The 25201-nt window shown below is 40.1% G+C and carries 26 protein-coding genes and 2 pseudogenes; 11 read left to right on the top strand and 17 right to left on the bottom strand.

The genetic code is table 11. The features are described from left to right. Window positions 1-134: 134 nt before the first annotated feature. From C9J12_RS03850 to xapA, 4 genes and pseudogenes are all read right to left on the bottom strand, one after another. Window positions 135-1301: a methyl-accepting chemotaxis protein gene (locus C9J12_RS03850; RefSeq protein ID WP_107241501.1), complete on the bottom strand. Its 1167-nt coding sequence runs from the start codon at window positions 1299-1301 to the stop codon at window positions 135-137. 332 nt (window positions 1302-1633) lie between these two features. After that, window positions 1634-1724: pseudogene (locus C9J12_RS31580) on the bottom strand (IS6 family transposase); the annotation flags it as partial. Then, window positions 1720-1833 (bottom strand): annotated as a pseudogene (locus tag C9J12_RS03845) (IS6 family transposase); the annotation flags it as partial. The pseudogenes C9J12_RS03845 and C9J12_RS31580, both read right to left, overlap by 5 nt. Before the next feature lie 77 nt (window positions 1834-1910). Next, window positions 1911-2735 carry a xanthosine phosphorylase gene (gene xapA / locus C9J12_RS03840; protein ID WP_107241500.1) on the bottom strand — a complete coding sequence of 275 codons (825 nt, stop codon included), beginning with the start codon at window positions 2733-2735 and terminating at the stop codon, window positions 1911-1913. A gap of 262 nt (window positions 2736-2997) precedes the next feature. Between xapA and C9J12_RS03835 the strand changes: the two genes are divergently transcribed. Beyond that, a complete protein-coding gene (locus C9J12_RS03835; protein ID WP_227876262.1) occupies window positions 2998-3954 on the top strand; it encodes a LysR substrate-binding domain-containing protein in 957 nt (318 codons plus the stop codon). Between the two features lie 259 nt (window positions 3955-4213). Here C9J12_RS03835 and C9J12_RS03830 read toward each other — a convergent pair whose 3' ends face one another. Beyond that, complete coding sequence (locus tag C9J12_RS03830) at window positions 4214-5386, bottom strand: MerR family transcriptional regulator (RefSeq protein WP_227876275.1); 1173 nt, start codon at window positions 5384-5386, stop codon at window positions 4214-4216. Between the two features lie 143 nt (window positions 5387-5529). On the opposite strand from C9J12_RS03830, the gene C9J12_RS03825 reads away from it, so the two are divergent. Beyond that, the gene (locus C9J12_RS03825) at window positions 5530-6117 is read left to right on the top strand and encodes an AAA family ATPase (RefSeq protein ID WP_107241498.1); all 588 of its coding nucleotides are present in this window, start codon (window positions 5530-5532) and stop codon (window positions 6115-6117) included. A gap of 400 nt (window positions 6118-6517) precedes the next feature. Here the strand turns inward: C9J12_RS03825 and C9J12_RS03820 are convergent, their stop codons facing one another. The 3 genes from C9J12_RS03820 to C9J12_RS03810 form a co-directional block, all read right to left on the bottom strand. Continuing rightward, the gene (locus tag C9J12_RS03820) at window positions 6518-6808 is read right to left on the bottom strand and encodes a hypothetical protein (protein WP_107241497.1); all 291 of its coding nucleotides are present in this window, start codon (window positions 6806-6808) and stop codon (window positions 6518-6520) included. A gap of 930 nt (window positions 6809-7738) precedes the next feature. Beyond that, window positions 7739-8053, bottom strand: a complete 315-nt coding sequence (locus tag C9J12_RS03815; protein WP_006228833.1) for a heavy metal-binding domain-containing protein — start codon at window positions 8051-8053, stop codon at window positions 7739-7741. Between the two features lie 166 nt (window positions 8054-8219). Beyond that, on the bottom strand, window positions 8220-8966 hold the full coding sequence (locus tag C9J12_RS03810; protein WP_107241496.1) for a dienelactone hydrolase family protein: 747 nt from the start codon (window positions 8964-8966) through the stop codon (window positions 8220-8222). A gap of 419 nt (window positions 8967-9385) precedes the next feature. On the opposite strand from C9J12_RS03810, the gene C9J12_RS03805 reads away from it, so the two are divergent. From C9J12_RS03805 to C9J12_RS03795, 3 genes are read left to right on the top strand one after another with little or no spacing between them, the layout of a single operon-like run. Next, entirely contained in the window at window positions 9386-9784 is a 399-nt protein-coding gene (locus C9J12_RS03805; protein ID WP_227876261.1) for a FixH family protein, read from the top strand. Then, window positions 9768-11030 (top strand): cytochrome-c peroxidase, encoded by a 1263-nt coding sequence (locus C9J12_RS03800; protein WP_227876260.1) that lies wholly within the window; start codon window positions 9768-9770, stop codon window positions 11028-11030. Before C9J12_RS03805 ends, C9J12_RS03800 begins: the two co-directional genes overlap by 17 nt. A gap of 30 nt (window positions 11031-11060) precedes the next feature. Then, window positions 11061-12056 carry a hypothetical protein gene (locus C9J12_RS03795; RefSeq protein ID WP_107241495.1) on the top strand — a complete coding sequence of 332 codons (996 nt, stop codon included), beginning with the start codon at window positions 11061-11063 and terminating at the stop codon, window positions 12054-12056. Between the two features lie 153 nt (window positions 12057-12209). Here C9J12_RS03795 and C9J12_RS03790 read toward each other — a convergent pair whose 3' ends face one another. Genes C9J12_RS03790 through C9J12_RS03770 form a run of 5 tightly spaced genes read right to left on the bottom strand, consistent with a single transcriptional unit; the run spans window position 12210 to window position 16867 of the window. After that, the gene (locus C9J12_RS03790) at window positions 12210-13259 is read right to left on the bottom strand and encodes an ABC transporter ATP-binding protein (RefSeq protein WP_107241494.1); all 1050 of its coding nucleotides are present in this window, start codon (window positions 13257-13259) and stop codon (window positions 12210-12212) included. Window positions 13260-13279: 20 nt separating this feature from the next. After that, a complete protein-coding gene (locus C9J12_RS03785) occupies window positions 13280-14071 on the bottom strand; it encodes an ABC transporter permease (RefSeq protein WP_107241493.1) in 792 nt (263 codons plus the stop codon). Next, the gene (locus tag C9J12_RS03780; protein WP_107241492.1) at window positions 14058-14981 is read right to left on the bottom strand and encodes an ABC transporter permease; all 924 of its coding nucleotides are present in this window, start codon (window positions 14979-14981) and stop codon (window positions 14058-14060) included. Before C9J12_RS03780 ends, C9J12_RS03785 begins: the two co-directional genes overlap by 14 nt. Further along, window positions 14978-15808, bottom strand: a complete 831-nt coding sequence (locus C9J12_RS03775) for an alkaline phosphatase family protein (protein WP_107241491.1) — start codon at window positions 15806-15808, stop codon at window positions 14978-14980. The genes C9J12_RS03780 and C9J12_RS03775 overlap by 4 nt, the downstream gene beginning before the upstream one ends. Before the next feature lie 9 nt (window positions 15809-15817). Further along, a complete protein-coding gene (locus C9J12_RS03770) occupies window positions 15818-16867 on the bottom strand; it encodes an ABC transporter substrate-binding protein (protein WP_107241490.1) in 1050 nt (349 codons plus the stop codon). Window positions 16868-17365: 498 nt separating this feature from the next. Between C9J12_RS03770 and C9J12_RS03760 the strand changes: the two genes are divergently transcribed. Further along, the gene (locus tag C9J12_RS03760; RefSeq protein ID WP_006228815.1) at window positions 17366-17584 is read left to right on the top strand and encodes a hypothetical protein; all 219 of its coding nucleotides are present in this window, start codon (window positions 17366-17368) and stop codon (window positions 17582-17584) included. Window positions 17585-17629: 45 nt separating this feature from the next. Here C9J12_RS03760 and C9J12_RS03755 read toward each other — a convergent pair whose 3' ends face one another. Beyond that, complete coding sequence (locus tag C9J12_RS03755) at window positions 17630-18523, bottom strand: GNAT family N-acetyltransferase (RefSeq protein WP_107241488.1); 894 nt, start codon at window positions 18521-18523, stop codon at window positions 17630-17632. Between the two features lie 378 nt (window positions 18524-18901). Here C9J12_RS03755 and C9J12_RS03750 point away from each other — a divergent pair, with 378 nt between their 5' ends. The 4 genes from C9J12_RS03750 to C9J12_RS03735 all read left to right on the top strand — a co-directional run bounded on the left by C9J12_RS03750 (window position 18902) and on the right by C9J12_RS03735 (window position 21249). Then, a complete protein-coding gene (locus C9J12_RS03750) occupies window positions 18902-19813 on the top strand; it encodes a DMT family transporter (RefSeq protein ID WP_107241487.1) in 912 nt (303 codons plus the stop codon). A gap of 420 nt (window positions 19814-20233) precedes the next feature. After that, window positions 20234-20659, top strand: coding sequence for a universal stress protein (locus tag C9J12_RS03745; protein ID WP_107241486.1), 426 nt, complete (start codon window positions 20234-20236; stop codon window positions 20657-20659). Window positions 20660-20748: 89 nt separating this feature from the next. After that, window positions 20749-21051: a hypothetical protein gene (locus C9J12_RS03740; protein ID WP_107241485.1), complete on the top strand. Its 303-nt coding sequence runs from the start codon at window positions 20749-20751 to the stop codon at window positions 21049-21051. 12 nt (window positions 21052-21063) lie between these two features. Beyond that, the gene (locus tag C9J12_RS03735) at window positions 21064-21249 is read left to right on the top strand and encodes a hypothetical protein (protein ID WP_107241484.1); all 186 of its coding nucleotides are present in this window, start codon (window positions 21064-21066) and stop codon (window positions 21247-21249) included. 415 nt (window positions 21250-21664) lie between these two features. Here C9J12_RS03735 and C9J12_RS03730 read toward each other — a convergent pair whose 3' ends face one another. Further along, on the bottom strand, window positions 21665-21919 hold the full coding sequence (locus tag C9J12_RS03730) for a DUF2798 domain-containing protein (RefSeq protein ID WP_107241483.1): 255 nt from the start codon (window positions 21917-21919) through the stop codon (window positions 21665-21667). A gap of 81 nt (window positions 21920-22000) precedes the next feature. On the opposite strand from C9J12_RS03730, the gene C9J12_RS03725 reads away from it, so the two are divergent. Beyond that, a complete protein-coding gene (locus tag C9J12_RS03725; RefSeq protein WP_107241482.1) occupies window positions 22001-22915 on the top strand; it encodes a LysR family transcriptional regulator in 915 nt (304 codons plus the stop codon). Window positions 22916-23197: 282 nt separating this feature from the next. On the opposite strand, the gene C9J12_RS03720 is transcribed toward C9J12_RS03725, so the two are convergent. Continuing rightward, complete coding sequence (locus C9J12_RS03720) at window positions 23198-23455, bottom strand: YdcH family protein (RefSeq protein ID WP_107241481.1); 258 nt, start codon at window positions 23453-23455, stop codon at window positions 23198-23200. 163 nt (window positions 23456-23618) lie between these two features. Then, window positions 23619-24776 carry a winged helix-turn-helix domain-containing protein gene (locus C9J12_RS03715; protein ID WP_107241480.1) on the bottom strand — a complete coding sequence of 386 codons (1158 nt, stop codon included), beginning with the start codon at window positions 24774-24776 and terminating at the stop codon, window positions 23619-23621. Window positions 24777-25201: the final 425 nt, after the last annotated feature.

Raw genomic sequence — 25201 nt, 5'->3', positions numbered from 1 at the left:
GTGAAAATATCGCAGACTCGATGATTTTTGAAACTCACACAAACTCCCCCCTCTTTGAGTGTTTGGGGGAGAGTGTTGTATCGTGCTGTAAGTTTTGTTCTTAGGAATACATACGATTATCGCGTCTAAAAGTTTTAATTTGTTTTAAATAACCCCAATTGCCCTACGATGTTGTCTGTAACTTCACTAAGGTAGTACCCTTGTTGTTCAAGTTCAGCGCAATCATTAGCATTAGAGCTAGAGAGCGTTTTTAATGCTTCAATCTCTTTACTGATATCTCTAACCAACTTGTGAACATAAAGAATATCAACACTACCACTTTCACTGTCTTGCCCAATAAGGGGCAGGATTTCATTAATATTTTCACAGGCAGCTTCGAGCCCTGATTGGCTGGTTGTCGTGTAGTGAGACAATGATGTTATCGCTACAGACTGAGTTTTCATCTGTTCGCCAGCGTCAAGAACCGCTTCAGATATCCCCGTTATTATCTGGTTGATATCATCCAAACTTTCCTGAGTTGATTTCGCTAAGTTTCTCACTTCATCCGCCACTACAGCAAAACCTCGTCCATTTTCTCCTGCTCTGGCTGCTTCTATCGCGGCATTTAAAGCCAAAAGGTTCGTCTGATCAGCCAAGTTATTGATGACCGATACTACTTTTTCAATAGATTGCGTTTGCTTAGATAGTTGGTGAAATTTGTTATGAAGTGAGTCATTGTTTTGGATGTAAGTACCGATCTCCTTTACCATCATTCCCATCGTACTGTTTGAGGTAAGTAAGTCATCTCGGGTCTGTTCGACTTTTGAGCGCGTTTCTTCCGCTTTGGATTGAAGAGATATTGATGTCTTATCCAGAGTCTCAACTTGATTTGTTATAAAGTGGACTCGATTGTCTTGTTCCTGAATCCTGGCTGAAATGTTCTGAGTTTTGAGTTTAAGTAAATCAGATATTTCATCAGAAGTATTGGCCTGTTGTTGTATATCTACTAGGGCACTTTTCACATTCTCTCTGAAGGTATTAATGACATTGAGCACATTGCCCATTTCTCTGTTGTACTTGCTGTTTATTTCGCAAGGCACAGAAAGGTCTTTTCTTTCGAAATTCTTCATATAGTTTGTGACATCTTCCAGAGAATCGACGCCCCAAAACTTTTCATCGATGTCATGGATAATCAAAAAAACAACAACAACATATTGAATAATTTGTGAAAATAACACATCAGTGAAAAATGTAGCATTAACAAAAAGTGCAATCGCACCTAACCAGTGAATGAACCTCATTCGTATAAAAAGTGAACGCATATACTGTCCCATTGTAAGTGATGTTTTTTATCTGCTAATTCGGCATCTCTACTGGCTTTCATCCATTGTTAAGCTTGTATGCTTGTCCTTGATTATCAGTAAGTATTGAGATGTTAGCCGCTTCCCTATTGCGCAACATCCTATATAACATGCATATATAATACAAGTTATAGTTAACCCACATCTGGGACGACGAAAAGAACGGAGACAGGTCTGGACTAATGTTCAGAATGAGTATTATTTTTTACTCTAAGCCACTACGGAGTAAAAGTTCATAACAGATAGCCTTTCAATAGAAGATAAGACAGATCTAGCCAGTAATAGGGTGATGATTACTGATAAACAACCTCAATATTAAAGAGACGATTAATGAAGGCGGATCTCTCCCTTTATAAGGGTTTTACGCTCATCATGACGAAGCCAACACGTCACTGGGGTTGACATAACTCATTGGTGTCGAGCCATACCAACGCAGACACCAAAGAATGATTTCAGGGGAAAAGTGTTTCCATTTGAATTCGTTGCTGGTCATTGAATCGTTAGATTCGGTGGGGAAAAAAAGGGATTCTGAGCCTTAGTTACATTTTTCGCAACAGCACCCCCTTGGGTTTAGAAATGGTTAGCCATGAATGCCTTGATCAATTTGATGAAGTCAGCTTCTGCTAATTTCGCACATTTCAGAGTCTGGTCGTGTGATAACTCTACATCACCCAAACCTTCTGCCATGTTTGTAATTGCACAAATAGCGAGGACAGGAAGGCCACAGTGGGCTGCTGAAATAACTTCTGGTACAACAGACATACCAACAACATCACCGCCCATGATTTGCATCATTCGAATTTCAGCGGCGGTTTCAAAGTTAGGGCCAGTGTATGAAACAAACACACCTTGATTTAGATGGATAGCATTATTTTCGGCGACTTCTAATACTTCAATACGTAGTGATTTGTCATAAGCATTAGCCAAGCTGAAGAAACGTGGGCCGTATTCTTCATCATTAGCACCTGTCATTGAAGACTCTGGCATAGTGTTAATGTGATCATGGAACATAACCAATGAGCCAACATCGATGCGCTCTGGCTGAAGTGAACCGGCAGCGTTAGTCACTAATAAAAGTTCGCAGCCAAGTTTTTTGAACGTTCTAACAGGTGTTGTCATTACTTTCATTGACTGATGCTCGTAATAGTGACCACGGCCTTTCATGCATACAACATCAACTCCATTCATTGAGCCAAGTACAAGTTCACCAGAGTGACCTTGTACTGTACTGACAGGAAAGCCATCAAGTTCTTCATACGAGATAGTTACTTTGTCTGTCAGTTCATCAGCTATAACGCCTAAGCCAGATCCAAGAATAAAGGCAGCTTTAGGTGTGAAGTTTGGTTTTCTTGCGCGGATGGTTTGCAAAGCATTTATAACTGGATCGTGTTTCATTGTTCTACCCTATTAAGTGATGAAATCACAAAAATAATACGCAATGTCGACTATTGATTCATTGGTAAATTAAGGGTTATCATCCTTATTCTTAGGATGATGTGGTGACAGTAATTGCTAAATTTGGTCGGTATACGATAATTTATGTGGATAAAATGTGACCGACGACTGACTTTTCAAGCAGTCCTACTATCTTGTTTACAAAATATTCAATGTTACAACGTGATCTTTATCTGTATTTTCCTTTTTAATAGATCGCTAAATGACGGCTTTATTTTCAATAAAAATAGCTATATCACAAATGCTTGGGAGCTTGATCAAAATTGATATGAATAATGCATTAACCGAACGCGTTACCTTAAAAATGCTCAGGTACTTCTATGAAGTGGCTAAAACAGGGCACTTTGGTAAAGCGGCAGTACAATTAAACATCACAACTTCGCCACTGAGTTGCCAAATTAAAGAACTCGAGTCATTACTGAACGTTGAGCTTTTTATTAGAAACTCTCGAAATGTGCATTTAACAGAACCAGGCATGGTGTTAAGAACAGAGTGTGAACAAATTTTTTACGCCATTGACCGTTCTTTAAGCAAGGTTCAAAGAGTAGGGCGCCATCAGAATAATACATTAAGGATTGGATTGGTGAGCTCTGCGTTTTGGGCTGGATTTGGCAGTATGCTAAAAGAATTCCACTGTCTATACCCTCATTACCGCGTCGAAATCATTGAGATCAACCCTGAATCTCAAAAGAAAAAACTACTAGATAAAAAGATTGATGTTGGGCTTGCCCGCTTTGCTGATGCGCTCAACATCCATCCACTGAAATCACAACGAATCACAGATGAAGAATTCATAGTGGCTGTTTCAGATGAACACAACCTTAAAGACCGTAAACTTATTTCTATAGCTGAGCTCAAAGACAGTACATTCAGCTTTATGACACGACGAAACTCGGCATCAGCAGAAATGGTCATTGATGCATGTATGCATGCGGGGTTTATCCCGTCTATTGACAGCGAATTCGTTGAACCCAATACTTTGATGGCCTATGTTGCAAGTAGTCAGGCGATAACAATTGTCCCATCAAGTTTTAATAAGCATAAGTGGGATAATATCCGTTTTATTAGCCTTAAAGAAAAGCTACCTGCCAGCTTATGCATGATCTACGACCAGCGTGCGATTTCACCTATAACTAAATCCTTCGTGGACATGTTTTAGGAGAGTGAGAAACATGAGGTCTTTGAATAAGGTTAGTCTACAGACAACCCCCTCAAAGCCCTTTTTAATCGGCAGCAGGAATGGCTGACATTCCTCAACAAACACATCGGTCACGTTCGTGAAGCGGTCATTGAGAATATCTGGAACTTATTTTTAAAACTTTGTTAGAGTGCACCTCGACTTTATGTTCAGAAACTAAGGCAACACTTCTGCCACCTTGGTGTGGTGCTTAATTCGATTAAGAGAGGTAGCCGCTACTTTAACGACACTTTCTTAGGATAAACATCTGATAGCCGAACTGACCAAGATAGTTGCTGTAAATGTCGACTTCTTTACCAATTTCTTTCAGTACCTGAGAGCCTTGCATTTCTGGTTGTAGTTCTTCAATACGCAATATCAATGGTTCATAGTAGTTCTGCCATGCTTGGCGACTGAGCGTAAAGTTGTTAATAACGTCATAACCAGCAATTTCCATCTGTTTGACTCGTGTAGTAACTGTTTGAATATCAGGATATTCATGCTTCCAGAATTCGATAGCTTCCTCATTCGGCGTATCTGTCAACCAAACTAAGTCACTTAGCATTAAAATACCGCCGTCATCAAGCAGAGGCTTCCATTGAGATAAAGCCTTGGTCACACCCATAATGTAAGCGCTTCCTTCTGCCCATAAAAGATCGAAACTCGCCTCATTAAAAGGCAGCGCCGTCATACTGGCACAAACTGTTGTGAGTCGAGATGCCAAACCATCCGCTTCAAAACGGTCACTGAGTCTTGTTAATGCCGATTGCTCGTTATCCACTGCTGTAATAGATGCGGTCGTATTATTTGCTAGTACCGTCGTGGCCAGCCCTTTACCACAGCCAATCTCAAGAATAACTTTCGGTTGCTCAGGTAAAAGCGACAACGCTTTGAGTGTTTCACTTTCACTTCCTGGCGCCCATCGGTCAAGTGCTTCAAAGACCGTCATAAATTCGGCCATATACTGTTCGTGTTCGTTCATGTCTTTTGATAACCATTTTAATCGCAGAGCTTCTTTTTCACTGAATCCCTGCTTCATTAACCAATCTAAATGCGCATCAGGCGCTAATTTATTTGTATTTTCATGCCACTCTTTGAGATTCCCCTCACCAAGCATCGCCGCGAGAAGCTGTCGCGACTGTTGTTTTTGGGCAATTTCTTCATCCAATTTATGTAATCGACGTTGTAACAGTTTACGATCTACTTTTGCCTCTAAGCACGCTTTACACTCTTTGAGGGTTAATCCTCCAGCCTGAAGTTGCCGAATTAAACGGATGCGCTGGAGATCACGCTCACTGTATACTCGATAGCCGTTACTTAATCTTTGACCTTTTATAAGGTCTTGTTTTTCATAATAAAGCAGAGCGGTACGTGACAGCCCCACTTCGACAGCGAGTTCAGAAATTCGATACACCATTTAACTCGATTCCATTGTTTGAATAAGAGCACTTTAAACTATGAAGTTATAGACAGGTCAATAACAAGTTTAGAAATAGCTAATTATTTTCAACTTTTGACTAAGCTTCTTAGATAACAACTAGCTAGTTAGAGGCCGTGATGAAAAAGCAGTTGCAAGTTGTCGTAACGGGTGGTCCCGGTGGTGGCAAAACCACAGCACTGGATCTCTTCCGTAGAGAGCTACGCCATAAAATTGCCGTTGTACCCGAGGCTGCAACCTTGCTCTTTTCCGGAGGGATAACGCGATCAGATAATGAGCAAACACTCAGGATGATTCAGAAAACTATTTTTCAGCTGCAGAAAAATCTGGAAGAGATCCATAAAAGACAATTTCCGGATAGGTTGCTGGTCTGCGATCGCGGGTCACTTGACGGCCTAGCCTATTGGCCTGGTACGGAAAGCGACTTTTTTAAAGATGTAAATTCAACCTTTGACCATGAAATCGCTCGCTATGATGCCGTGATTTTTTTTGAATCAGCGGCAGCCACCGGACATGATATCAGCAGTAACAATCCGGTAAGAAGCGAGTCTTCTGAACAAGCAGTTCAATTAGATAAAAAACTGCAGAAGATTTGGTCTAGGCATCCTCATTTCTACTTCGTTGGCACTTCCGAGTCATTTGTCAGAAAAATTATGTTTGGAATAATGACCATAGAAAATGTGATAAACAGGTACCATAGATCATAGACAGTACCCCTTATTTTGCTGCTTGGTTTGTAGCTTTGGTAATGTTCTCGGACCAAAGAAGTAACATTACGGATGTTCCCTCGAACTTGCAGGCACATTACTTGGATTAAGAAAACTTGGTCAAATTACGGTTTGATGAAGTAAGAGGTGAAAAATTGAAGTCGCAATCAATAACGCCCAACGATTTCTTGAAGTCCAAACTTAATTTGACTACTTTTCTGACTATATCTGGGGCTGAATTAATAAAATTGATATAAAACACTTGTTAAATAAACAGACCCAATGGGTCTGTTTATTTATATCTTTATTGATTGGGACAATACAGAAACAATCTAGCCATAATTTGTTTCTTAATCATTCTTGATACCAAATATATAAAGACAGCGAGCTAGTTTATTTTTCACCTTTCCACTTGTGTCATATGTGTTGAAAGTACATGACCATCATGGAAATTCACAGGTATTACCGCATGTATTTCCGGTAAAAAGAGAAAAGCATTATCAATTTCATAGTTATGCATTTCTACGATAACTTGTAAATGCTGTTCAATTGCTTTCTGTAGTTGGAATGTACGCGGTTTATTACTTTGAGAACCAAACTTACAATAGTAATCTTTACTTGAATATACCCAGATATTGAAATTCTGCTTTCCACTTTCAAGCTGCTCAATAATACCGGCAATATTTCTCATAAAATTCCCTTTTAATAAATAAATATCTTCGAGTTGACGACTTAATCATTATGTACTAGAAAGTTTAGTCTTGGAATTATCGTCCACTATTTTTGTTGTTTTATGAGATCTTGGTAATGTTTTGCGCAAGTTATTGGTTGGTTTCACTACCAATTCGATCATGAAGAGCATATGCGTTCGAAAACACCTAATTATTAGATTTAATACTCTAAGTTCATTGAGGGTTCATTTTTTCTGAATTAAGTTTTTTAAACTGCTTTTATATGTACGACGTGGTGATTAAGTTTATTACCGACGTAATTATTGATAATCATTCAATGTAACACTAAAGAGGTACTTTGTGCCAGATTGTTATATTTATATAAGTAAGTTAAAACTAATATTAGGGTAAATATTAGGGTAAATGTATGACTAAACTTCCTGAATCTCATAAGCCATAAAAACTACCCGTTACCACGTTAGTTTATTCGTTATGATATATTGAGTATAAAAATAAAAGGTAATACTTCGTTTGAAAGAGTGGATAAATTTAGTTAATCGTCAGCTGTTTAAAAATGCCTGTTCTCTCGGATAAAAGAGAGCAAGAGGCATGAAGTGAATAACTTTTCCATGTTAAAAACATTGTTCATATAGCCTCACCTTACTACTTGTGTCATATATATTGAGAGAACATGACCACCATAGAAATTAACAGGCATTACCGCATGTATTTCAGGTGAAAAGAGAAAAGCATTATCAATTTCATAGTTATGCATTTCTACGGTAACGTGTAAATGCTGTTTAATTACTTATTAATTGTCACCATAATCATAGCCTGACGGGGTGGGATGGTTCATTACATTAAAACCCACGTTGTGGTACTAAAAGGACACTTAGTGGTTTCATTTGGACAGCTTATGCTTTCAGCGACAAAAACATAAGCCTCATGAATTAACGTAGTTTAACCGCAGTACCATAGGCAAGAATTTCTGAAGCACCCTGCATGATTGCACTGGTTGTAAACCTAAGGTTCACGATGGCATCAGCGCCTTGCGATTGTGCATCGGCAATTGCACGGTTTAAGGCTTCTTCACGAGCTTCTGTGAGCATTTCAGTATAGCCGCGAATTTCACCACCAAAGATAGTTTTAAAACCTGCCATAATGTCTCGACCTACGTGCTTAGATTGCACAACATTACCCGTAACGACACCCAATGTTTCTGTAATTTCTCGTCCAATAATGTCTGACGTTGTAACACATAACATAATGATTTCCTTTTTAGTTATTCGAAAGTTTACAGGTGCATTGCCATGACATAACCAGTATGCTCGCAAAATTGTTTACTCACAATCGAATCAATAATTACACTATGATTCTTCCCTTTTTCCTCGACGCCAGAACAAGGCTAATAAATTTGACTAGCAGAGACAGTTATTTAATTTCTGCCAAAAATTCAACAAAACGCGCCCAAGATTTTTGATCGGCTGCTGCTTGATAACGATCTGAGCCTTCAACAGTAAAGCCGTGTGGTGCACCACTGTATACAATCATTTCGCTGTCGACATTACTGGCTTCAAGGGCTGTAGAAAGATCGACAAAGTCAGCCATAGTTACAGAGGTATCACCACCACCATGGAACACAAGTACCTTACCTTTTGTTTTCGCGTAATCAGCCCCTTCTGGTGTTTTTAATCCGCCATGGAAGGTGACATATGCTTTCATACCTGCGCCACTGCGAGCCATTTCAAGTACTGCTGCCCCGCCAAAACAATAGCCCATTGCAACGGTATTATCGGCTTTTGCACCCAATGATGCGGCTTTCTCTAATGCACCATCAAGCAAGCCCAACATTTTTTCTTTATCTTGATATAAAGCGCCTGTTAGCTTTTTCTTTTCTTCTGTTTCTGTGGGGCGTACATCTTTACCAAAGAGATCAGCTGCAAACACCGCATAACCTTCATCAGTTAGCATACCTACGCGCTTTTTTTCATAGGCGGTAAGTCCATCCCAGTCATGAACCATTAAGATTAAAGGCGCACCTTTTTGGGAAGCCATATAAAAGCCTTCATATTCTTCGCCATTGACTTGATAGCTTACGGATTCTCCTTGTGAAGCAAGCACAGACGTTGATACAAACAATGTTGATAAAAACAATAATGTTGCTAGCAGCTTCTTCATCTCGTTATCCTTTCATGGTTTGAGCTACAAGTCTTTTAGTGTAGTTCACGCAATAAAAGCCAGAGCCTCCACGTTGGCGTCATGACCTGAAAAAACACATAGCCCCCCAGAATCAAACATGATTCATATCAGACAAATCAAAACGAGCTTAATAATAAACACTCTTATTAACTACTGCATATATATAAAACAAAGATAACACCGCGCAAATAATTACCAATAAAGAAGTAAAAAAAATACCACTTTGTAAATGGGAATATAACTAATTATTAATACCAAGCATCAACTGTGATATTTATATAAAGCTAGATATATCTAATTAATCTTAATGCTGAGCTTGATCAATAACACTATTAATACAATACTTCAAACAATAAACATAATAATTAATAAGCTAGGTTACTGTGTTGTATAAATATATGATAATTACATTACTCGTATTGATGAACAGCCCATCGATGGCCTCATCAACGCTGCCCGTTATTGTACAAACTTCTCAATACAACATCACCGCAGAACCTATTGAATTACCTATTATTTTGAATGAAATCCACTCTTGGGTTATTCATATCGATGACACAACAGGTCAGCCTGTTCAAGGGCTAGAGTTCCAAATAAAGGGAGGGATGCCCGCCCATCAGCATGGCTTACCGACGCAACCTCAGCTAATTAATGAACCGAAGCCAGGAGAATACATCATTGATGGCGTGAAGTTTAATATGTATGGAAAGTGGCGAATCGAATTAATTGATTTAAATCCCAACGCACAATTCCATCACAAAATAGAATTTGATCTAGATCATGATAACACCAAATAAAGCAATGGTGATTATAAGCTCAGCTATAACAGTATTATTAATTTACTTTATAACCTATAAGTCTGCGCCTATAATAACAATCTGGACTCAGGAAGAATTAGCCATACTTCGCAGCTTGCGCCTTCCAAGTAAATGGCAAATAAGTGATCCCTCTAATAACTACTTACTCAAGCCGCAGGCTGCATTACTTGGTAAGTTACTCTTTTCTGATACTCAACTGAGCCGCTATCAGCAAATCGCCTGTGCGAGCTGCCACCAGCCAGAGCACTATTTCACACTAGCGGCCAATAGTGATATCTCGTTAGATAAACAAGTACCAACATTGTTGGGTGTTGCTAGCTTCAACTGGTTTATGCTGGATGGCAGTGCTGATAGCCTATGGGCACAAGCATTAAAACCACTAGAAAATCATATTGAACATGCCGGCACTCGTACGCAATATGTGCAATACGTGTTAAATCGATATCCACAACTTTATCAGACTGTTTTCGGTAGCCTCCCTGCTCTGCTTATGAATACCATTTTACCGGAACAGGCCTCTCCGACCAGCCAATACGAAGAAGAACAAAAGAACTGGCAGTGGCTAGGCATTCAAATACAAACGGAAATCAACCGTATTTACGCAAATATAGGGAAATCATTAGCCGCTTATCAAGCAACCCTATGGCCTAGTGATACACGGTTTGACCGCTATATCGATCAAGTCACCGCTCCATCCAGATCGCCCGATATCGGCGGAAAGCCTTTATTAAGCGAAAACGAAATTGCAGGGCTTAAATTGTTTATCAGCGAACAAGGACAGTGTATTCGCTGCCATAACGGCGCACTCTTCTCGAATGGTGACTTTCACGCTACAACGGTTCCGATGCCTCACCTTTCCGCCCAGAAAGGACGATTTACGGGAGTAGAGCATGCTCTCAAAGACCCATTTAATTGCCTTGGTTACTATAGCGATAGCGAATCAGCACAATGTAAAGAGCTGATTTTTATCAAAAGAGCCAGTAATGAACTAAAGGGCGCTATAAAAGTACCGAGTTTGAGGAACATTGCCGATACCGCCCCTTATATGCATGCAGGACAATTCAGCACACTCACAGAAGTACTCCACTATTACAATCGGGCAGCCACGCCATTCGGGACACATTCAGATTTAGCACCGTTGAAATTATTACCTTACCAACTCAACCAGCTCGAAGTATTTCTTTTAACGTTGTCAGAAGAAAACATCGACGAGCCAACAAGATAATCACTGGTTAGCCCTTTGGAAGAACAGATAATGAACAGAATACAACGAATACGCGCTAAACAATGGCTCTGCATCGTAGCTTCTTTTCCTGCACTTTGTTTTAGTCAATCTAGCCATGCTCACGTGAGGTGGTTTATTGCTGATGGCACCAATCCAGAGACAAGCCTCCCTTTCGATACTATCTCTTTGGCTATTGTCATCACAACACTCAGCCTTTTTTTGTTTGCAACGATGATCACATACGCTCCCATACTGCCTAACAAACTAAAAGCAGGCCTAACTCAACCTATTGTCACACCACACCCTTGGATATGGTACTTCCTGGTACTCGTCATTAATTGTTATCTTGCTGTTAACCTGTTGCTGGGGGAGTTTCTTGCTCCAAACCTCTACTTATCACCTCAACTTGCGTTGTATGGCGTTATTATTCAGGCTTCGGCAATCGTGCTAATGGCCGTCTCAGTCAGCCTAACAGGCGTCGCGATTGCGCTAACATCACTCGCTCTATTCATTTTCTTTCCTTTTTTTATCGCGTTTGATTACCTCTTTGAATTCTTATTTGTTGGTCTGTCGCTTATCTTCATTGGCCCCAGCTTAAACAATAATGACTACCGCCTATGCAAGTATTGGAATCAAGACAAAGAACAATGGCGCAGAATCGCAGTCCATCTAGTCCGTATAGGGCTAGGGCTCCAATTACTAGAATTAGGTATCCACAATAAGTTAATGCTTCCAGGTATGGCATTGGCTTTCATCAACCAAAACGACTATTACAATTTCTTCCCGCTGCTTAGCCTCCCGCAAATTAGTAATCTGCATTTTGTTGTTTTTGTCGGTATCAGCGAAGTCATTCTTGGACTAATACTTATAGCCAACCTTGCCAACCGGATCATATACGGTTTGTTGCTGGCTATATTTATGACAACCTTTCTACTTTCGGGATTAGAAGAGCTTGTCGGTCACATGCCGATTATAACGATCCTCTTTATTTTGTTTCTCGAAGCTGGGAGACAAAAACAAACTTGATCAGTAAAGAAGAATACCAATTCCATTAATTATCTCCATTTTTCAAACAGATGATGTGAAAACGCCAACAATTAAGTTGGCGTTTTCAATATTAAACAGAACTGTAAAATCTCACATTGAGACAACATGATTAAAGCGGATATATACCGTTAATTACGCCACTTCTTGCATCTCGTTTTTATTAAACATCAACTCAAGTTTTGTGCCTTGCTCGAATAAACGCTCTGATGAACGATTCAGCATATCAACAATAATGCTTTGCGTTGGTGCAACGTTTGGTTGCTGTGTTTCGTCTTGAGAAAGCACAACCTGATAACGAATCACATTACCCAATAATTGATGGCTAACCACATTCGCTAATACCGGGGCTGAAATATGCTCACCATACTGACGACCCGCTTCACGTACATAGATAGATTCTGGTCTAATCGCAAGTTTTCCATTAATCGACATACCGAAAATATCGTGCACTTGTTTTGCACCCAGTAAATTATAATTCCCCATAAAACTGGCAACAAATTCACTAGCGGGCTGGGTATATATTTCTTCCGCTGTGCCACTTTGTACAATTTCACCTTTATTCATCAAGAAGATACGATCTGACATCGTTAAGGCTTCTTCTTGATCATGGGTAACAAAAATAGTAGTTAGGTTCATCTCTTTTTGAATGGTTCGAATTTGCTCACGTAAGTGCTTACGAATACGTGCATCCAATGCTGATAAAGGCTCATCCAATAGTAGAATTCTGGGTTTAACCACCAATGCGCGCGCTAAAGCAACACGCTGGCGTTGCCCACCAGACAATTGATGAGAATAATATTGCTCACGCCCATTTAGCTCAACCAACTCAATCACTTTGTCTACTTGCTGTTTTAAATCAGCCGCTGACACTTTCTGCATTTTCAAGCCAAACGCAATATTGTCCCATACGGTCATATTGGGAAATAACGCATAGCTCTGAAACACCATACCGATGCCACGCGTTTGCGGCGCTGCATGGGTAATATCTTCACCTTTAACAATAATATTACCGTTATCAACATCATTCAGGCCGGCAATACAACGTAATAGTGTCGATTTACCACAACCACTCGGGCCAAGCAAAGTAACAAACTCACCTTGTTTAATCGTCAGGTTAATACCTTCAAACACAGTGTTTTGACCAAAGCGTTTACTTAAATTTGAAACTTCAACGTAATTCATGGTTCAATTTTCCCTGTGTTCTAACGGCTAAAGCGCGTTGCTAACCACGTTAGAAATAACGTGAAAAAGAAATAAGACATCACCAACGCAGAGGTAAAGTGACCACTGGTTTGGCGCATGTTGTAGAGATAAACCTGTAAGGTTTCAAAGCGCGTTCCGACCAATATATTGGCGAAAACAAATTCCCCAAGTAGAAAAGAGAACGATAAAAACAACGACGCTAACAACCCTTTACGAATATTGGGCAACACTATCGAGACAAAGGCACGGGGTGTGCTCGCCCCCAGTAAATGAGCAGCATCCATCAAATCACGTAAATTGATCCCTTGCAGGCTGTTTGCTAGGGCGCGATACATAAACGGTAATGCAATGGTGAAATACGTACCAATTAATACCCATGGTGTACCCACAATCGGAATTGGACCATCAGCATAGAGCTGTAATAACCCTACCGAAGACACAACCGGCGGCACAGCGAATGGCAGTAATATCAGTAAATTCATCCAACTATCTAATCGTGGAAAATAATAAAACACCACAAAAATAGTCGGAATAATTAATGCGCAACTCACCGCTAACGAAATAAAGCAGAGCAATAATGAACGACCAAACGCCGCTAGAAATCGAGGGTCTTGCCACAGCTGTAAATACCAATCAAACGTAAAGCCATCGGGGGTAATAGTGGCGCCCCATCGTTGGGATAATGAATACACTAACGTTGCAATAACAGGAATGGCGAGTAGCGAGATTAGTCCATACACCACTGATTTATGGTATGTCGTCGCACTCATTTTTAAATTAACGTTTTGCATGGTAGCTCCTTTTCAGCAGCCATTGATTTATCGCTGTCACGAAGCCCAAAATGATCATGAGTAATACCGATAAAGCAGCAGCTAAATTAGGCTCAAGGAACAAATCACCCGACACTAAACTCGCGATACGAATCGTTACTAAGTTGTAATTACCCGTTGTTAAAGCATAAGCACTGGCATACGCCCCCATCGCGTTAGCAATCAGAATAATTAACGTACCCAATAATGCTGGCGATAACACCGGTAAAGCGATGTGTAACCAATAGCGCCATTTATTCGCACCCAGTAACGCCGCCGCTTCTTCCCAGTCATCTCGCAGGGCATCAAAAGCGGGATACAGCAACAACATGGCTAGAGGAATTTGGAAATAAATATAGATAAACGTTAAACCCGTTTTAGAGTACAGGTTGAAATCGTCAATCCAACCCCATTGCTTTAATAACAAGGTAATCGCACCGTTAAAACCAAGAATAATCACGAAAGCAAATGCCAGCGGTACTCCGCTGAAATTGCTCGCCATATTCGTAAAGGCCACGACCCAATCTCGTATTTTACAATCAACCCGTCGTAACGATGCAACACCAATCGTCGCAATGGCTAGGCCCACCACACTCGACCACATTGCAATCGACATGCTGTTACCAAAAGACTGCAATAAGAAATCAGAGTCGAAAATTTCATGGTAGTTTTCAACCGACCACGATTCATCGTAAATAAAGCTGTTAACAAATACCCATATCATTGGCGCAAGTTGGAAGAAGAAAAATACCACACTGAATGGCAGTAATAATAACGCCGGACGCCAGTGTTTAAAGGGTGGCTTAAAGCGCGATGCCACCTGAACAGTACTAACGGTTGTTCCAGTACTTGGCTTCTTGGCAGAAGAAGCCGTTGAGATTAATTCACTCATTTAGACCCTGCTAATAACATCTGACAGCTGGCTTTATCATGATGTTCTATACCCAATAAATCACACACTAAACCACAAATTTCAGTCTGTTTCGGAGGCTCAATATTTTCGACAACATGACGGTGTGCAAATTGGCTTCCTATTACAAACATCGGTACTTCACGCTCTTCTGCTAATACACCACCATGGCTACGATCGTTATTCATACCATGATCGCTGGTTACAATAATTTGATAACCTTGGTCTATCCATTCCGGAACAAAACGCGACAAATAAATATCGGCATAACGTGCTGAATTACGATATTGCGACGAATCCAAACCAAATTTATGGCCAGTATCATCAATGTTCATCGGGTGGATTAAGAGAAAGTTGGGATTGTACTGACGTCGCAAATACTCGGCGTCCAGAAACAAATGCTCGTCGGGGTAATGGTCTGAATGATAAAAACAGCCATGCTGAATATTCAACGTTTCATCATTTGTTACGCGGTCACGAATAGCGTTATACGGTGCGCGATTATACAGCTCACTCATCCAGTGATAAGCCGCTGCTGCTGTAATTAAACCAGCGTCTTTCGCTAAGCTAAATACACTACTGTGATGGGATAAACGCACTACCTCGTTATTCACAATGCCGCTTTCAACAGGGCGTTTACCCGTTAAAATACATTCATATAACGGGCGTGACATAGATGGCAGCTGTGCCTGTACTTTATACAACGTGGCTTGATGAGTTTCGATTAAACCGTTTAGGTAGCCCATACAATCATGAGCTACCTGATAGTTCAGTCCATCAAGCACAACAAGAATCACCTTATTGCGCATATCGACCTCTTACTGCATGTGAATTAGAACGTTTTCTTGCCATTGGCGCGGCAATTTACGGGCTGTTTTTCCCCAACGTTCAAAGTCTGAAATTGGCTTTGCATTGACGTATTGTTCGTTAGGCAATAACTTGGCCTTCACATCATCAGGTAAAGTAATTGATGAACGGATAGGACGCGCATAACCACGTGCTAAGTTAATTTGACCTTCATCACTTAGAATATATTCACGTGCCAATTTGGCTGCGTTAGGGTTTTTCGCAAATTTATTGATAATGGTGGTGTAGCCCGAAATAACAGAGCCATCAGAAGGAATTACAACCGTAAAGCGAGCACGGTCGATTTGGTCACGGTAGTTCAAGGCATTGAAGTCCCACATTATGCCCACTTCCACTTCACCTTTTTCAAGATTGGCGATACTTGGATCATTCAGTGATAAACGGCCTTGTTTTGCCAGCTCACCAAATAACTGTAGGGCGGGTTTAATGTCTTGCTCATTGCCACCTTTCGCAAAGGCCGCCGCTAACACTGCATTGTTTGCTTGTGCTGCAACACCCACATCACCCACGGTGACGCGATATTGCCCTTTCACTAAATCGTCCCAACTTTTAGGGGCATCTTTAACGAGGTTATTATTGATAATAAAAGCTATTGTGCCTGTATATGCGAGCATCCAATGGCCATCTTTATCTTTCGCCCAATCTGGAATGTCTGCCCAAGTAGTCGGTTTATAAGGTTGAGTTACCCCTTTCTTCACCGCGACTCGACCAAAAGCAAAACCCACATCGCCAATATCTGCGGTCGCATTTTTTTTCTCGGCTGCGAATTTCGCAATTTCTTGTGCTGAGCTCATGTCTGTATCTTGGTGTTTCAAACCATAGGTTGATGCCATATCAGCCCACGTATCTTTCCAGTTTGCCCAGCCATCAGGCATACCGACACTATAAACTTGCCCTTCTTTTTGAGCCGCTTTGATTAATTGTTCAACATTTGGTTGAGCTTGTGCAGCCGTGCTTACGGTAATCGCAGCAAAAGTAAGGCCAGCAATAAGTTGTTTCATTGGTTTCCATCCTCTGGACTAGGTCAGTTTTGTTGAGGAGGATATTAGAGGGTATTTATGACAGTACCGATTCACATTAATGACAGTTATGAAAAGAAAACATGACGTTTAGATGACGGGTACTCGTATTCACAGAAGCATGATGGATCGTTATCGTGACCTTTACGTATAACAACATTCTATATGCGCAGCTGATAGCTAATCGCTACCAACGCGCAAATATAAACAAAGTCATCAATGCTAAAGCTTACGCCAAAATCAGAAATGGGAAACCAATCCATAATACCGTTGCCATTGAAAACCAAATAATATACGTCACTTTGAACGACATGCTGAGCCTTACTATTATTACTATTTATAGGAGTAGATTACGCGAGTAAACCAACAAGAAAATTCAATAATGTTTAAAGAGACAATCATGAATATTGAATAAAAACAGTGGGAAATTTGAAGCACTTGCTTCATCATGTACGTGGATATATTAAAAGGCTAATAAGTATGGCTCAAGCACAACACCCAATAATTAAGGTTTTCAAAATACTGCACATCATAGGATTAGTTCTGTTTCTTGCAGGCACGATAAGTCTTTTTATGACAGATATTGGGCAGAATGTAACAGGTATGGTCGTGATCAGCAGTTTAATTGGTTTAGGCTTAGTGCTGATTTCCCCCTTTCCTATTGCTTTGGTTTTTCAGTGGGCAAATAACAACAAATAAAACACGAAAACGAGCGGATAAGTATCAAAAAAACGGTATGGATTGCTACCCCAACTCAAACGTCGTAATACCAAAGATTTTATTATTATCAATATTGGGTAACCCTTTTTGATACATTCTCGCAGTAGCAAATACCACACACATCTTTTCTTGCTCAGCTATTTTAACTGCTTCCTGATTAATTTCAGGTACATCGAGTAATACAGCTTCCCCTTCGATATCAACCTGAACAGCGTTTAATAACTGCTGGGCTACCTCAGCATTATCAGCAAATAAGGGACCAATTTTGTACCCTTCAAGGCAACGACGTCTAACGACATATCCCTTAATTTTACCGTCTACAGTATAGAACAGTGATTTTGCCTGTGGCTGTGAAATCCAATGTGTTAAAAAGTTCTCTCTGGGAGCAGGAAAGCACTGACGGTCATAAATGAAAATCTGCTGCAAATCGCCATGTGTAATGGGTTTGATATGGGTGGAATTAAATGTTTTTGCCGATGCCGTAAATTGATAACGGCGGTTTTCATAAAAGGGGACGTAACCGATGCGTTGATAAATCTTCACGTTTTCTAACACACCATCTATACCGATATTGCGATCACCACAATGTGCTAGGCGATGTTTTGTTAACGCTAAACCATACCCCTTACCGCGATACTCTGGTGCGACAATATATAGTCCACAGAAAGCAAATTGATCATCATAAATAACCGCACTGCCTACCGCGATGATTTGATCATCAAGCTCACCAACAAAAAAACCACTGGGGTCAGCATGATAAAAGGTCGAAGCATCGTTAAGACCAGGATTCCACCCTTCTTGTCCTGCCCAACTCACCGCTAGCGCGACCTCATCTGCTGCCATAGTTCGAATAATGAACGTCCTATTATTGAACTGATTCTTAACGAATCTGCTATTAATGCCGTTGTTATCAGCCATATTTAACCTCACTGTTATGCAGAAGCCTTTTTGCTATCAGTAATAACTATATACCTCATGCCGAACCATAACGAGATTGCAAGAAAACAGCGCCAAATAAAGAACTATCTGTATGACCAGAAGGAAATAAACTCACTTTAAAAATACGCCATGTGCGCATAATATTATTTATATTTGGCCGATATGGAAAATTTTTCTACATACAGCCCAAAAATAGAATTTCTTTCTTAATAAACATTCATAAGCCTGCATCTTAGTAAGTTATTCCCCAGTGAAGCACGTATATTACCCGCATATTTACTGCAAGCTTCAATATTAAACCATTATAAAAACAAGGCTATACGTCGGCGTAGCTGGGAATTAAAACGGATATTAACTATGAATAAGAAACACCTTCCACTGCTATTATTTTGCTCTGTATGCTTTATTTGGGGAACCACGTGGTTAGCGATGGAGATAGCTGTCGATACTATTCCACCCATTTTTGCAACGGGTTTACGCTTTCTGATTGCGTCACCCATTTTAGTTTTGCTGTCGAAGATCTTTAATCAACCACTGCTTTTTCCGAAAGGTAAAAACAAATGGATCGCCATTGTGGCTGTGTTCTATTTCGCGATTCCTTTCACCTTAATGATTGCGGGTGAAATGTACATTTCGTCAGGATTAGCCTCGATTATTTTCGCTAACATGCCCATTGCTGTGATGATCACATCCACCCTATTTTTAGGTTTGCGTCTTGCCATTCATCAATTTATCGGACTTTTTATTGCGGTGATCAGCCTCTTCATTATTCTATCGAACGAGTTAGGGATCGGAGGTGATAATTTACTGATTGGCTCTGGGGCATTAGGGCTGGCTGTTGCCATTCATGCTGTAATGTATGTGATGGTGCAAAAGCACTGTAAAGATATTCAAGTCATTACTTACAATGCATTACCCAGCTTCGTGGCGGCTATCTTGTTGTTTATCACCTCATTGGCATTTGAAAATATAGACGTACAGGCTTTCTCTTCATCATCACTAATGGCAGTAGGCTATTTAGGCATCTTCGCCAGTGTGGGCGGTATTGTGGCGTACTTTAAACTTGGGCAGATTTCGACACCCTTTACGGCATCAATCTGTTTCCTCATTTTCCCGTTGGTTGCTTTAGCACTTTCTGCTGCGACATCTGGCACAGTTATTTCAGAGCAATCGGTCTTAATGTTATTACCTTTGTTAAGCGGTATCTTGCTGACTAAAGTGCCGCTAAGTAAATTTAAAGCAGCCCGTAAGCTGGTCACGAGTGCTTAATAGACCGACGTTCTGATAAAAATGCTCTGATATCACTGTATATCAGAGCATTCGAACGATTCGGTATCTTACATATGGCTACATTAATACCCATCACAAATTTCCTTCTCGCAATCAAACAAGTCATCACTCATTTTGTAAAACATATCTGTCCCTATTTAGTTCAATAGCCACTTATCAATAGACACCATAAAGTTAACAAATAACTAGGCTGTTAAATAATACTTAACCACTATTTAAATATTATAAGTTTTTCTTAAATATCAAAGTACCTTAGTATCCATTCTGTTCAGAGCTAAAAGCATTTCCACGATGTATTTAAGCAGGTTACTTATAACGTTTGTTGCTTGGCTTATCTTTGGTGGCTTCGGCACTTCCATTGGCGTTCACAGTATCTTTAACTAACTAGGAATAATAAGCATGCACTATAAACACGTAATGTTAGCAGTTGGATTAGATATGAACGCTAGTTCTTTAGTATACAAAGCAGAAGAAATGGCAGTAACGAATGGCGCGAAGTTAAGCATAATTCATGTGGATAGGGATATTGCTAGCTTTTATGACGGCATTCTAAGCGTTAACTTAAGTGAACATGAAGCAGCAGAACACCACAACTCAGTTGCCATGATGAGGAAGCTACTTGATAACTTAAGTACCCCTATTCATAAGCACCTACTCTACTCTGGCACAATCGAAGATGAGATTTATCGTGGTGTGATTGAAAACGGCGTTGATCTATTAGTTATGGGTCATCACAAATCAGACATGCTTAATAAAATTTTATTATCCCCAACTGAACCATTAGTAAAAACAATGCCTTGTGACTTGCTATTACTAAAACCTTAATCCACGAGTTGCTGCCTCTTCCTGTCCTTTAATTGGCAGTCCCTACTATCGGGGCAGTGACTCACCTCCGAGTTAATTGAGATTAGAAAATGATGTTAGGCCAAGTAAAAAAAACGCATCCCCACACGATAAAAGAAATTGACGAGCTTAAGTATGGGTTAAAAATCAGTTATACGGATAATGGCTTCTTCATGGCTGAATCAGAGCGCGTATCGTTTACGTCGAATCAAGCTAACGTATACCTTTCTGAGGTAATTGATATAGAAACTCGTGCCAAAGCATTCGCAATTAAAGGCACTGATGGAAAAATATCATTTAATATTACTCGCGGTGACTTCGGGACTATCCGAAACACATTAAACCTAAGAGTTGTCAGCCTAGAGCTATCGTAAAGGGCCACATATATGATGATGGATGCAAAGAAACAAACGTTAAAAGAAGACAAGGACAGGCAAAAAGTATTAAAGCTTCTTGCTGACACAAATAAAGCAATATATAACAAAAAATGGCAATCATGGCAGTGTCTACTTGTGCCGATATTATCAATTATGGGATGTTTAATGTTAGCCATAATATGGTCACTGCTTTAATAAATAAAAGCCTAACTTAATGCTGTTATGCCCGTTAGTCGTACTCTTTACATTTTTAAGCATTCATCGATCATCTCTGACGATAAAAACGTAGATTATCCAAAAAGTTGTTTCACAAAAATTGGGTGCCCGTTGCTCAACACCTACTTTAGAAACATAAAAATCCGAGTACATTGAATACACTTGGATTTTATCTCTCTAGAAAATCGAGCTCAATGCCATTATTAATCGTACTTCACTTGCTGCTGCTCGACGTTACCTCGCAGCAGCTTTATTGCTACGCAAAGATATAGCATGGTTAATCAAATAGACCATTCACGAACAATAATGTGATTGGTAGCCCCCTCTAACATTTTGCCATGCTAATACAATTTGCTCTTCCGTGCTTTTTGCTACATTGCCATGCAGTAAAAATCTATTCTTGGTCATTGTCCCTAGCAACGATTTGAACTTTGGGTCTACATAACCAAGCAGAAAAAGCTCGAATTTGAGGAATAACGGTTAGATTAAGAAATAAAGCACACGGCCAAGCGATTAAGAAACTTTGTGCCCAAACGGGGGGCCATTCGATACTAAACCCCATTTTGTATCCAGATATCAATCCAGACATCATCGTCGCCATCGTAAAAGATGACAGAATAGTCGTTAACCAGAATTGTTTTTTACTCATAATGCTTACTCATGTATTGAAATAATATGAAAAAAAGTATAAATCTAGTCATAAATAGTAACAATAAGTGAAACTTGAATTGTGGATTCCATATTTGGAAACATTGATGATCTTTTTTTGTTCTGCAAAGTGGTAGAACAAGGATCACTACAGAAAGCAGCTAAAGCTCTAAACTTGCCGCAGTCAACAGTCTCTAGACGACTTGCAGCTTTAGAAACTCGACTCGATTTAAGACTGTTGGAAAAGAAAGGGCGGGAATTGACGCCTACAGAAGTAGGTAAACTTACCTTCGAAAATCTAAGTAGTGGCATGGAGCAGATTGAGTCTGGTATAGAGAGCCTTACTGAACAAACCAACCAAGTATCAGGTCGAGTCAGGCTGTCTATCCCGCACAGCTTTTACCGCTCCTTTATTGCACCGACAATCGAAAGGTTCCTCAAAACATATCCTAGCGTTCGCCTTGATTTAGTATTAAACAACGATCAAGCAAAACCAGAAACAGATCGTGATTTACTGATTACTTTTGATATTGAAGATATGGATGACATGATTGCCAGACCAATTTTTACTTCTAGGCATGGCTTCTTTGCTAGTCGAGAATATGTGCAGCAATGCGGTGAAATCTCTACCCCAACCGATTTAGCCGCACTTGATTGGGTAGCAATTGATCAAAAAAACAAGCTGCCGTTCTTCCGCGATGGAAAGTTGTACGAAGAGCATCAAATTAAACCTCGACTCGTGGTAAATGATATTCGCGCTGTAGTCGATGCAGTAAGCCGAGGTTTAGGTGTCGCTTCATTGCCACTCAGACATGCTAAAGAGGCAACAAATTTAGTTCAATTACTGCCAGAATATCATCGTAGTGATCGCCAATCTTTTTTAGTGTACAAAGCAAGAAAGTACCAACCCAATGCGATTCGCGTGTTAATTGAGGCTTTGCTTGAGGAGAGCAAAGATTTGGGCACAGCCACAACAAAAGAAAAAAATACAAGCTAGCGACTATCGCAGTCTATTATCAAATTAATTTTGGTCATCGTCCCGTTTTGTCAGTTGCTTCCTTCAGAAGCCACCTCACAGAGAACACCCTGTTTGATACGAAAGATACGCCGTTCACAATACGAGAAGCATATACCAAGTACTCGATACTGAGTGAGTGGTTCATGGAAGAGCGTTGGGGAAATCTGAGTTAGGATTGCCACTTATAACCTTTCAATTCGCATTATGAAGTATCTCAAGACCAAACCTCGACGACACAAACACTGTGTATATTCAAATGGGTTAATTGCTTGCCTGCTCATGATGCTTAGTTAGTTGCTTATATAACATGTCTTTTAACTCCACACGCTGAAGCTTTAGATCATTCATATTGTCATCATCAATCGGACTACCCGATATCTCTAGCTGACGGATATCGTAATCCAATTCATGATACTGCTGAAGATCGCCTTTGAATGTTGGATCATCGTGGTTGAGCTGAACAATGTCTCGTGTAAGATCGGGGAAATCTAAGATAAAGGCATGGTTTTCATTTAGCATCGGCATTCCTTCTTCAGTCAGATTACCCATTAGTATAGAAGTAATTTGTTGAAAGAAATGTGGTTTAAAACGCAAAGTAGCCAAGAAGTACTTACACGTCGATGAACAGAACCTGGTTAGATCGATGATTCAAATAAGGTGAAAAGGTAATGGGTAAATGACTTTAAACAGTACGGGAAGATACTTTCTGAATCGCATAATGATTACATTGGTTAAACTGAGCAAACGCTTGAAGCTTTTCCTCTAAAGCGGTAAAAAATGTTTCTTTTTCATTCACTGAAGGTTCAATGAATAAGTGAATCACATTGAGTGTGTTGGTTTGTTTATCGACCTTACAATCTGCCCTCGCAACTAGCTTCCCATTCCACAAAACCGGTAAACAAAAATAACCAAACTGACGTTTGGCGGCAGGAACATAGCATTCAAGAAGATATTTAAAGTTAAAAATAGATTGTGTTCGCTTTCGCTGGATAAGCAAGTTATCGAATGGAGAAAGAATGTGAACTTGTTTTTTATTTAGTCGCTTGTCGAGTAGAAATAAGGCATCACAGCAAGCAAAATAAACAGACTCATTAATGATTACTCTTTTGATATCGCCACTTTCAAGCAACATATTCAACGCTTGGCTAGCCAGCGTTTTAATATTTTTAAGTAGGTAGGTAATTTCAGCTAGGTTTCCGAAGCCGTGAGCTCTTAAGTAACTCAATACTAAAAATTGCCCATACTCTTGCTCTGTAGGTATTGAGGCATCTACATCGTTTGGTAATACTCGCTGCGTTAAGTCATAGACCTTATGAAAATTTTTACGCTCTGCGATCATGAGGTCCCCCTGCATGAATAAAGTTTCTAAGGCTTGTTTAGTTGGTTTACTGCCCCACCCATTCGTTTTATGGCTTTTAGAGACAAAGTCTTTCGCCATTAATGGGCCTTCACTCTCTATTCGCTTAAGAACATCTGCCATCAGTTTGTGATCTTTCTTATACCAATGGCTTTGTTGACCCAATTTGAACGCCGTCTTACGAGGTAGGCTAAATCGATAGTCTCTCATTGGCAGGTAAGAGGCAGCATGCGACCAATACTCAAATACTTTTTTGTCTGCAACGAGCTGATCAAGGTGAGCAACCTGATATCTGGGGTTTCGACTCCAAAGTGTATGGTGATGTGCGCGTTGCACGACTGATATGGTATCTATCTGCACATAACCTAAGCGCTCAAAAACGTTTAAGGTTTCTGAATACGCACTACCTTTTAGCGACTTTGTTGAAATACATTGTGAAAGCAGCACAAGCTTTCTCGCCTGAGGTAAAGAGAGTGCTCTCATATTTGCGTTTCCTCATGAGTTAGGATTGCCACTAATAACTCTTCAGTCGGATTACCCATTAGTATAGATGCCATTGATTGAAAGAAATGAGGCTTAAAACGCAAAACAACCAAGTGTGCAGTAAGCGAAGCATTTGGGCTTCCATGATGATTTAAAACTGCATCAGCAACCTCTACTCGTAAGAGTCTGGTAGCATAGTGAGGTATTCTCAGATCGTTGAATATTAAGTGGTGATTTTCCTACAGAGGGCTTTCACCTCATTCGTTCATGCCCATGCTGGGCGTCAGATAATACTTATAGTGTGCCCGGAGTTCAGGGCGAGCATGGAAGCTTAAATGAACCACGAGTCTATCTGAAATACACAAGCGCGGTAGCAGGAGCTAATTTGTGTTTGTGGCTATGTCTGGTTGTGCAGGCATATGAGT

The sequence above is a fragment of the Photobacterium frigidiphilum genome, from assembly GCF_003025615.1.
GTDB lineage: Bacteria > Pseudomonadota > Gammaproteobacteria > Enterobacterales > Vibrionaceae > Photobacterium > Photobacterium frigidiphilum.
The sequence above is the reverse complement of the archived record's forward strand: the minus strand, read 5'-3'. Positions and strand labels throughout refer to the sequence as shown.